At 61.2% G+C, this 7112-nt stretch carries 7 protein-coding genes and 1 pseudogene; 7 read left to right on the top strand and 1 reads right to left on the bottom strand.

Annotated elements, in window-relative coordinates; all coding sequences use genetic code 11:
- A pseudogene (locus ACE3PR_RS11380) lies at positions 1-608 on the bottom strand (acyl-CoA dehydrogenase family protein); the annotation flags it as partial.
- Positions 609-776: 168 nt separating this feature from the next.
- Here ACE3PR_RS11380 and ACE3PR_RS11375 point away from each other — a divergent pair.
- The 7 genes from ACE3PR_RS11375 to ACE3PR_RS11345 all read left to right on the top strand — a co-directional run bounded on the left by ACE3PR_RS11375 (position 777) and on the right by ACE3PR_RS11345 (position 7010).
- Complete coding sequence (locus ACE3PR_RS11375; RefSeq protein ID WP_374371804.1) at positions 777-992, top strand: hypothetical protein; 216 nt, start codon at positions 777-779, stop codon at positions 990-992.
- A 221-nt stretch (positions 993-1213) separates the two neighbouring features.
- Complete coding sequence (locus ACE3PR_RS11370) at positions 1214-2176, top strand: branched-chain amino acid ABC transporter permease LivH (protein WP_374371802.1); 963 nt, start codon at positions 1214-1216, stop codon at positions 2174-2176.
- Between the two features lie 4 nt (positions 2177-2180).
- Entirely contained in the window at positions 2181-3698 is a 1518-nt protein-coding gene (livM, locus tag ACE3PR_RS11365) for a high-affinity branched-chain amino acid ABC transporter permease LivM (protein ID WP_374371800.1), read from the top strand.
- Complete coding sequence (locus ACE3PR_RS11360) at positions 3695-4546, top strand: ABC transporter ATP-binding protein (protein WP_374371798.1); 852 nt, start codon at positions 3695-3697, stop codon at positions 4544-4546. Before livM ends, ACE3PR_RS11360 begins: the two co-directional genes overlap by 4 nt.
- A 6-nt stretch (positions 4547-4552) precedes the next feature.
- The gene (locus ACE3PR_RS11355) at positions 4553-5263 is read left to right on the top strand and encodes an ABC transporter ATP-binding protein (protein ID WP_374371796.1); all 711 of its coding nucleotides are present in this window, start codon (positions 4553-4555) and stop codon (positions 5261-5263) included.
- A 26-nt stretch (positions 5264-5289) separates the two neighbouring features.
- Complete coding sequence (locus ACE3PR_RS11350; RefSeq protein ID WP_374371793.1) at positions 5290-5616, top strand: DUF6867 family protein; 327 nt, start codon at positions 5290-5292, stop codon at positions 5614-5616.
- A gap of 158 nt (positions 5617-5774) precedes the next feature.
- A complete protein-coding gene (locus ACE3PR_RS11345) occupies positions 5775-7010 on the top strand; it encodes a branched-chain amino acid ABC transporter substrate-binding protein (RefSeq protein ID WP_374371791.1) in 1236 nt (411 codons plus the stop codon).
- Positions 7011-7112 lie beyond the last annotated feature (102 nt).

Here is a 7112-nt window from a genome sequence, read left to right as displayed (position 1 = left end):
CCGCGTTCCAGGACGAATCCGCGAATGACGTCGTCCTCGGTCTTGGCCCAGACCACGGCGATATCGGCGATCGGGGAATTGGTGATCCACATCTTTGCGCCGGAGACGCTGTAGCCGCCATCGACCTTCTTGGCGCGGGTCTTCATGCCGCCGGGATCCGAACCGTGATCCGGCTCGGTGAGACCGAAGCAGCCGACGATCTCGCCGGCAGCCAGCTTGGGCAGGTATTTCTGGCGCTGTTCTTCCGTGCCATAGGCATGGATCGGGTGCATCACCAGGCTCGATTGTACCGACATGGCCGAGCGATAGCCGGAATCGACCCGCTCGATCTCGCGGGCCACCAAGCCATAACTCACATAATTCGTGCCGGCGCAGCCATACCCGTCGATGGTGGAGCCGAGGAGGCCGAGCTCGCCGAGCTCATTCATGATTTCGCGGTCGAAGCGCTCATGCCGGTTGGCCGATACGATCCGCGGCATCAGCTTGTCCTGGGCATAGCCGCGCGCGGTGTCGCGGACCAGCCGCTCTTCCTCGCTCAATTGCGCGTCGAGCTGCAGCGGGTCTTCCCACTGGAACTCGGGTTTGGCGGCGTTTCGGGCGGAACTCATCGCAAATACTCCAGATTCTCGTGATCGGCGGCGGATGCTATATCATGCACCATATTCGGGTGACAGGCTGCCGCGCACAAGGCCGCCATGTCGGGCGCGACGAGCTATCGCGGCGACGCATGCGAGGCATGTGGGCCTGATCGGAGACCGACGGCTAGGGCAGGGAACATGCGTCAGGAAGGCTACATCATCGAATTTCATCAGGTTGGCGCATTCGTCAGGGTGTCCGCCATGGACCCTGTGACCCTGACTGAGGTAACGACCATGGGGCCGGCCACCGCGCTGCAGGCCGATCTGGCGCGGGCCGCCATTCGCAAGCTGGAATTCGTTCTCGCCCGGCGGAACGCGGATTCATCCGGCGGAACGACTGGCGAACACAAATAACACCTTGTCGCTCCCCAAGTGTCGAGATAGGTTCCGCCCTAATGACGAGCTGCACGGGCGCTGGGCCTTTTTTTGACCAGCGATAAGCGGCCGGAATGGGGGCTTTAGGCATTCTGGGACGATGGTTGTCGGGATTCATTTCCTGCGGCCAATATCTGGAGCATTTCCCTTTCCGATCGCCGATTCCTTGCATGCCGGGGTAAGGGGAGTTTGCGCGCCAGATGGAATGGCTCATTCAGTTATTTCAGCAAGTCCATTACGAACTCCCATACTTCCTGCAGCAGCTCATCAATGGGCTGACTCTGGGCTCCATCTACGGCCTCATCGCCATCGGCTATACGATGGTCTACGGCATCATCGGCATGGTCAATTTCGCCCATGGCGACGTCTACATGATCGGTGCCTTCCAGGCGATGATCGTGCTGCTCATCTGCGGCACGCTCGGCATCTCGTGGGTGCCGCTGCAATTGCTGCTGATGCTGATCGTGGCTGTGGTTCTGACTGCCGCCTATGGCTGGTCGGTCGAACGCATCGCCTACCGGCCCTTGCGCGGGACGCAGCGCCTGGCGCCACTTATCTCCGCTATCGGTATGTCGATCTTCCTGCAGAATTATGTGCAGTTGGTGCAGGGGCCGCGGCCCAAGCCGGTTGAGCCCCTTATTCGCGGCGGCGTCTCTCTGATGACGCGTGAGGGTGGTGGCTTCGTCGTTCAACTCGGCTATCTGCAGATCATCATCGTGTTGCTGACGGTCGCTCTCATGGCCGGTTTTGCGCTGCTCATCTCGCGTACCTCGCTCGGCCGCGCCCAGCGCGCCTGCGAGCAGGACATGAAAATGGCCTCGCTCCTGGGCGTCAATGTGGATCGAACGATTTCGCTCACCTTCGTCATGGGCGCGGGGCTTGCTGCCGTCGCCGGCATGATGGTGACGCTCTATTGGGGCAACAACGATTTCTTCATGGGCTTCAATGCGGGCATCAAGGCGTTCACGGCGGCTGTCCTTGGCGGCATCGGCTCTCTGCCGGGTGCCATGCTGGGCGGAATCCTGATCGGTCTCATTGAAGCTCTGTGGTCGGCTTATTTTTCGGCGGAATACAAAGACGTCGCCGCCTTCGGCGTGCTGGTGCTGGTGCTCATCTTCCGGCCGACCGGCCTTCTTGGCCGGCCCGAAGTAGAGAAGGTCTGACGTCATGGCCGCGACCTCTCAGACCACCGCTCCCACCAACATCTTCTTTCAGGCGGCTAAGGAAGCCGTCCTGACGGCGCTTCTGGTCGGCATGCTCAGCATCCTGATGGTCGGCTATCAGACCGAGGTCCTGCAGGGCCAGACCATGAGCTATGTGACGCGCTTCGACGACGTCATCTGGGCCATGGTCCTGGTTCCGGCCGGGCGTTTCCTCCTGGTCCTCGGCCGTTCCGGCCTGCTGTGGCCGCCCTTCGTCCTTGGCGGGCTGGCCATGATCTATCTTTTCACCGCGGCCATCCTGGGTCTTGCCGGATCGCCGCTTTATCAATCCCTGCCGCTTCCCTATGACCAGCCGATGGTCAATGCGATCTTCGGCGTCGGCGCGATCTTCGTTTTCGCCGCCGCCATCAAGGCGCATCGCACCAAGGTCAAAGGCGGTCACACGCTCGAGGTACGCGAAGCCGCCGAGGCGCGCCAGGCCAACATTGCCAAGAATCTCTCCCGTATTCTGGGACCGATCTTGATCGTGATTGCGCTGATCGTGCCGTGGACACCCTGGGGGGACCGCGCGGTTGTCGACAGCCTCGTCTTGGTCATGACCTATGTCATGCTTGGTTGGGGGCTCAACATCGTCGTAGGCCTCGCTGGCCTGCTCGATCTCGGTTATGTCGCCTTCTATGCCGTCGGCGCCTACACCTATGGCAAGCTCTCGATCGATCTCGGCCTGACCTTCTGGGAAAGCCTGCCGATCGCCGGCGCAATGGCGGCCCTGTTCGGTGTGGCACTCGGTTTCCCGGTGCTGCGTCTGCGCGGTGACTATCTGGCCATTGTGACGCTCGGCTTTGGCGAAATCATCCGCATCGTCCTCATCAATTGGCAGGAATTCACCGGCGGGCCGAACGGCATCGGCAATATCACGCGCATCGATTTCTTCGGATTGCCCTTCGAACGCAATCCGGCGCCTGGAATCGAGACATTCCATACCTTCTTCGGCCTCGACTTCAACACCACGCACCGCGTCATCTTCCTCTATTACGTCATCATCGCTTTGGCGCTGATCACGAACTTCGTCACCATTCGCCTGCGCAAATTGCCGATCGGCCGCGCCTGGGAAGCTCTGCGCGAGGACGAGACGGCCTGCCGGGCCCTGGGTATCAATCCGACCAATACCAAGCTCACCGCCTTTGCCATCGGCGCGATGTTCGCCGGTTTCGCGGGCTCGTTCTTTGCCGCGCGACAGGGTTTCGTCAGTCCTGAGAGCTTCACCTTTATCGAATCCGCTGTGATCCTCTCGATCGTCGTGCTGGGCGGCATGGGCAGTCAGGTGGGCGTGGCGCTCGCGGCCTTGCTGCTGATTGGCCTGCCCGAAGTGCTGCGCGATCTTTCGCTCTACCGCATGCTGGTCTTCGGCGGCGTCATGGTGCTGATCATGCTGTGGCGGCCGAAAGGTTTGCTGGCCTATCGCGAGCCGACTTTGTTGCTGTTCGGCAGGCGCGGCAAGAAGAAGGAGGCCCAGGCATGAGCAGCGCCTTGGGCAAGAAAAACCCGCAGGCGGCGGCGCGGGCAATAGACGATACTCTTCTGGAGGTCGAGCGCCTCACCATGCGCTTTGGCGGCCTCATCGCCATCAACGACGTGAGCTTCAAGGCCAAGCGCCGGCAGATCACCGGAATCATCGGGCCCAATGGCGCCGGCAAGACCACCTTGTTCAATTGCATCACCGGTTTCTATAAACCGACGGTGGGGCGCCTGAGCCTGCAGCGGGAAGATGGCGAGGAATTTCTGCTGGAGCGGATGGATGGTTTTCGCATCGGCCAGAAGGCACGCGTGGCACGCACTTTCCAGAACATCCGCCTCTTTACCGGCATGTCGGTCCTGGAAAATCTGATGGTGGCACAGCACAACAAGCTGATGCTGGCCTCCGGCTACACCATTTTCGGTCTTTTCGGTCTGCCCAATTTCCGCCGCGCGGAAGCGGCAGCCCGCGATCTCGCCGTGCATTGGCTGAAGCGCACCGGTCTGCTCGCGGTGGCGGATCAGCCGGCGGGAAGCCTACCTTATGGCGATCAGCGGCGACTCGAAATCGCCCGCGCCATGTGCACCGAACCTGTTCTTCTTTGCCTTGATGAACCCGCCGCGGGCCTCAACCCGAAAGAATCGGCGGATCTCAATGCGCTGTTGATGTCGATCCGCGACGAGATGGGCATCGGCCTGCTGCTCATCGAACACGATATGAGCGTGGTCATGGGCATTTCCGATCATATCGTCGTGCTGGATTATGGCCGCAAGATCGCGGAAGGGACGCCACATCAGGTTCGCAACGATCCCGCCGTCATTCGCGCCTATCTCGGCGAAGACGAGCAGGAGTAAGCGCCGATGCTGAAAATTTCCGGTGTTCATACCTTCTACGGCCATATCGAGGCGCTGAAGGGTGTTGACCTTGAGGTGCATGAGGGCGAGATCGTGACCTTGATCGGCGCCAATGGTGCCGGCAAATCGACCTTGCTGATGACCATTTGTGGCGCGCCGCGCGCTCGCTCCGGCCGCATCACTTTCGAGGGGCGCGACATCGCCCATATGCCGACCTATGAAATCATGCGTCTCGGCATCGCGCAGTCGCCGGAAGGCCGCCGCATCTTTCCGCGCATGTCGGTGATGGAAAACCTGCGCATGGGGGCGATCACCTCGGCGCCGCAGCATTTCGAGGGCGACCTTGAGCGTGTGTTCAGCATTTTCCCGCGTCTCAAGGAGCGCGCCATGCAGCGCGGTGGCACGCTCTCGGGCGGCGAACAGCAGATGCTGGCGATCGCGCGTGCGCTGATGAGCCGGCCGCGTCTCCTGTTGCTCGACGAGCCGTCATTGGGCCTGGCGCCCTTGATCGTACGTCAGATCTTCGAAATCATCCGCGACATCAACCGGCAGCAGAAGATGACGGTGTTCCTGGTCGAGCAGAACGCCAATCACGCTTTGAAGCTCGCCCATCGCGGCTATGTCATGGTGAACGGTGTGGTAACCATGTCCGGCACCGGTCAGGAATTGCTCAGCAATGCCGAGGTGCGCGCCGCCTATCTGGAAGGCGGACACTGAGATGCGTGCGGGGATATGAGGGTTCGATGAATTTCTGGGTTTTCATCCTGCTGACCATCATCATTTTCGGCGGTGCCGCGTTCCTGATGGGACAGGCGATCGCCGAAACCTGGCGGCCGGCCTGGCAGAACGTCGCCTATGGTCTGCTCCTTGCCGCGGCCAACAGGTTTCTCGACGGCGCACTTTTTGGTGGTGACTGGCTCGACCTGTGGCAATACGTCCTGGATGCGGCGGTGATCGTCGGTATCGCCCTGTTTGCCCACCGGATCACGCTGGTGCGCAAGATGGTCACACAATATCCCTGGCTTTACGAGCCGGCAGGCCTGCTCTCCTGGCGGGACCGGGCTGGTTAACGAATGCGATTCCCCCGGCAAGGGCTGTCAATTCGTTTGACGGTTGCAGGGCAAATGCTAATTTGTGGCGCAGGCGAATAGGCCTAACCCATCAAATGAACGGCGGTCAGTCAGCCGCCGCGTGTGTTTCTGGGTAAACGAGACAGAGGGAGCTCACCATGAGCAAGAAATTCTCGCTAGCGACGCTAGCGATCGCAGCCACGCTGGTCGTGGCCTGCGGTGAGGAGAAAAAAGAAGAAGCTGCCGCCGAATCGACCACGACGACCACGGAAGCTGCTGCGCCGGCTGCTTCGACCACGCAGGAAGCCGCTGCGACACCTGCGCCCGCTCCGGCGGAAGGCGACATCGTCATTGCCGTTGCGGGTCCCATGACCGGCGACCTCGCTGCCTTCGGCGAGCAGCTGAAGCGCGGTGCGGAAAAGGCGATCGCCGACATCAACGCCAAGGGTGGCGTGCTCGGCCGCCAGCTGAAGCTGGAAATCGGCGACGACCAGTGTGATCCGAAGCAGGCCGTCCAGGTTGCCAACGATCTGGTGAAGAAGGGCGTTTCCTTCGTCGCCGGTCACTTCTGCTCCGGTTCCTCGATCCCCGCCTCGGACGTCTATGCCGAGGAAGGCATCGTTCAGATCACCCCGGCCTCGACCAATCCGGACTTCACCGAAGTTCCGGCCTCCAAGGGCGTGAAGACCATCTTCCGCACCTGCGGCCGTGATGACGCGCAGGGTATCTTTGCCGGCCCCTGGCTGGCCAAGACCTATACCGGCAAGAAGGTCGCCATTCTCGACGACAAGTCGGCCTATGGTCAGGGTCTCGCCAATGAAACCGCGAAGAACTTCGAAGCCAGCGGTGGCACCGTCGCGATCCGCGACACCTATACCGCCAAGGAGAAGGACTTCTCGGCCCTCATCAGCAAGCTGAAGGACGGCGCTATCGACGCGGTCTATGTCGGTGGCTACCACAACGACGTCGGCCTGATGATGCGTCAGGCGCGTGAGCAGGGCTTCAATGCCGACTTTATCTCGGCCGATGCCATGAACACGGCGGAACTCTGGTCGATTTCGGGTCCGGCCGGCGAAGGCCTCCGTTACAGCGACGGTGCCTCGGCGGTCAATCTCGACTCCGCCAAGGCAGTGGTCGAAGCGTTCCGCGCCGACAAGTACGAGCCGGAAGGCTATACCCTGAACTCCTATGCTGCCATCCAGGCCTGGGCGGAAGCCGCCACCAAGGCCGGCAGCATCGAAGGTGCCAAGGTGGCCGACGCGCTCCGCGCTGCCCCGATCCCGACGGTGCTCGGTGACCTCTCCTTCAACGAGAAGGGTGACCTGACCAAGGTCAACTACGCTTGGTACGTCTGGAACAAGGAAGGCAAGGCCGTTCAGGAACCCCTGAACTAAGCTTGGCCCACTAAGTTACGAGCGGAAAAGCCCGGGCCTCGGCCCGGGCTTTTTCTTTTGCGCGCGCCGTTCCGGCTGCTATTGTCTTTGCAATTTTTAAGG

Source organism: Dongia sp., from assembly GCF_041909655.1.
Classification (GTDB): Bacteria; Pseudomonadota; Alphaproteobacteria; order Dongiales; family Dongiaceae; genus Dongia.
This window is presented reverse-complemented; position numbering and strand designations above follow the sequence as displayed.

Bases quoted from the DNA above. Each gene is read 5' to 3' on its own strand.
- ACE3PR_RS11355 (WP_374371796.1), top strand. From the start codon at position 4,553: ATGCTGAAAATTTCCGGTGTTCATACCTTCTACGGCCATATCGAGGCG.
- ACE3PR_RS11370 (WP_374371802.1), top strand. From the start codon at position 1,214: ATGGAATGGCTCATTCAGTTATTTCAGCAAGTCCATTACGAACTCCCA.
- ACE3PR_RS11350 (WP_374371793.1), top strand. From the start codon at position 5,290: ATGAATTTCTGGGTTTTCATCCTGCTGACCATCATCATTTTCGGCGGT.
- ACE3PR_RS11360 (WP_374371798.1), top strand. From the start codon at position 3,695: ATGAGCAGCGCCTTGGGCAAGAAAAACCCGCAGGCGGCGGCGCGGGCA.
- ACE3PR_RS11345 (WP_374371791.1), top strand. From the start codon at position 5,775: ATGAGCAAGAAATTCTCGCTAGCGACGCTAGCGATCGCAGCCACGCTG.
- ACE3PR_RS11375 (WP_374371804.1), top strand. From the start codon at position 777: ATGCGTCAGGAAGGCTACATCATCGAATTTCATCAGGTTGGCGCATTC.
- livM (WP_374371800.1), top strand. From the start codon at position 2,181: ATGGCCGCGACCTCTCAGACCACCGCTCCCACCAACATCTTCTTTCAG.